The sequence below is a fragment of the Escherichia sp. E10V10 genome (genome assembly GCF_004211985.1).
Classification (GTDB): domain Bacteria; phylum Pseudomonadota; class Gammaproteobacteria; order Enterobacterales; family Enterobacteriaceae; genus Escherichia.
Map to the genome: position 1 here is coordinate 1 of NZ_RHJO01000047.1, position 2002 is coordinate 2002.

Annotated in this window: 4 protein-coding genes; all 4 read left to right on the forward strand. The window is 54.4% G+C overall.

The window, feature by feature from the left end:
• A partial coding sequence (locus D9736_RS23065; RefSeq protein WP_205712934.1) for a phage tail sheath C-terminal domain-containing protein occupies positions 1–645 on the forward strand: 645 nt, incomplete at its 5' end.
• Entirely contained in the window at positions 645–1001 is a 357-nt protein-coding gene (locus D9736_RS23070) for a phage tail tube protein (protein WP_001526906.1), read from the forward strand. The genes D9736_RS23065 and D9736_RS23070, both read left to right, overlap by 1 nt.
• Positions 1001–1270, forward strand: coding sequence for a phage tail assembly protein (locus D9736_RS23075; RefSeq protein ID WP_000661054.1), 270 nt, complete (start codon positions 1001–1003; stop codon positions 1268–1270). The genes D9736_RS23070 and D9736_RS23075 overlap by 1 nt, the downstream gene beginning before the upstream one ends.
• Positions 1271–1411: 141 nt before the next feature.
• The coding region (locus D9736_RS23085; RefSeq protein ID WP_130259254.1) for a phage tail tape measure protein at positions 1412–2002 on the forward strand (591 nt) is incomplete at its 3' end.

The window sequence follows — 2002 nt, forward strand, 5'->3', positions numbered from 1 at the left end:
ACCCTGGCGGGGTACGAAAAAGAGACCCAGACGCCTGCCGACGAGCTGGCGGCAAGCCGTACCGCCCGCGCAGCGGTGTTTATCCGCAACGATCCGGCACGTCCCACGCAGACCGGTGAGCTGGTGGGTATGCTGCCTGCGCCGAAGGGGAAACGGTTCACGATGACCGAGCAGCAGACCCTGTTGTCTCATGGCGTGGCAACGGCGTATGTCGAAAGCGGGGTGCTGCGCATTCAGCGTGATGTCACCACGTACAGGAAAAATGCTTACGGGGTTGCGGATAACAGCTACCTCGACAGCGAGACGCTGCATACCAGTGCGTATGTACTGCGCAAACTGAAATCCGTCATTACCAGTAAGTACGGGCGTCACAAGCTTGCCAGCGACGGTACCCGCTTTGGTCCCGGTCAGGCGATTGTCACCCCGGCGGTAATCAAAGGGGAACTGCTGGCAACCTACCGTCAGCTTGAGCGTGCGGGGATCGTGGAAAACTACGAACTGTTTAAGCAGTACCTGGTTGTGGATCGTGATGCCAGCGATCCGAACCGCCTGAACACGCTGTTCCCGCCTGACTATGTTAACCAGTTGCGTGTTTTTGCCGTGGTTAACCAGTTCCGTCTTCAGTATTCAGAGGAGTCTGCATAATGGCCCGTATCGGGGGAACCTGTTATTTCAAAATTGACGGTCAGCAGCTATCGCTGACCGGCGGCATTGAGGTGCCCATGAACAGGACGGTCAATGATGACATCATCGGCCTGGACGGTTCAGTGGACCGCAAGGAAACTCACCGTGCGCCTTATGTCAAAGGGACCTTCAAGGTACCGAAGAATTTTCCGGTGAGCAAAATCACCTCGTCTGATGAGATGACCATTACCGCCGAGCTGGCGAACGGTCAGGTCTATGTACTGTCGTCTGCCTGGCTGCACGGCGAAGCGAACCATAATGCCGAAGAAGGCACGGTCGATATTGAATTCCACGGTGAAGAAGGGGATTACCAGTAATGAAAGAGCTTGAGTTAAAGAAACCGATTACCGCTCATGGCGAGACACTCTCCGTACTGGAGTTTGATGAGCCCACCGGGAAAGATGTTCGCGAGCTGGGGTATCCCTACCAGATGAATCAGGATGAGTCCGTCAGACTTCTGGCGCATGTGGTATCGAAATACATTGTGCGGCTGGCGAAAGTGCCGCAAAGCTCTGTCGACCAGATGTCTCCGGCAGACCTGAATGCAGCGGCGTGGCTTGTGGCTGGTTTTTTCCTCCAGGCCTGACGGCTGAATACCTCACTGATCGCTTCTTTGACTGCGCCAGCTACTGGCGCATTAATCCTTTCGAATTGCTGAATATGCCGATCAGTGAAATTCCCTTACTGGTCAGTCAGGCAAACAGGATAGAGCAGGAGAAACGCACACATGGCTGAATTTGAGCTTAAGGCGTTGATCACCGGTGTCGACAGGCTTTCTCCCGCGCTGTCGAAAATGCAAAAGAAAATCCGGGGATTTAAACGCCAGGCGGAAGAAGCGTCACAGGGTGGGCTGGCGCTTGGTGGCGGACTGGCAGCGGGTCTGACGCTTTCCCTGAAATCTTATGCCGATCAGGAAAACGCCGCCACCGGGCTGAAAGTTGCCATGATGGATGCGAACGGTGAGGTCGGAAAGAGCTTTCAGGACATCAATAAACTGGCTATTGGTCTGGGTAACCAGCTACCCGGTACAACGGCTGATTTCCAGAACATGATGCAGATGCTGGTGCGTCAGGGGATCCCGGCAGAAAACATTCTTGGCGGTGTGGGTAAAGCGACAGCTTATCTTGCGGTACAACTGAAAAAAACACCGGAAGCGGCTGCCGAGTTTGCCGCAAAGATGCAGGATGCTACCGGAACGGCGTCAGAAGACATGATGGGGCTGTTCGACACTATCCAGAAGGCGTTTTATCTGGGCGTGGACGATACCAACATGTTGTCCTTCTTCACTAAAACCAGCTCTGTTCTGAAGATGGTGAAC

What these genes read in the sequence shown, in the direction of transcription:
- D9736_RS23070 (WP_001526906.1), top strand. Translation starts at nt 645, where the DNA reads ATGGCCCGTATCGGGGGAACCTGTTATTTCAAAATTGACGGTCAGCAG.
- D9736_RS23075 (WP_000661054.1), top strand. Translation starts at nt 1,001, where the DNA reads ATGAAAGAGCTTGAGTTAAAGAAACCGATTACCGCTCATGGCGAGACA.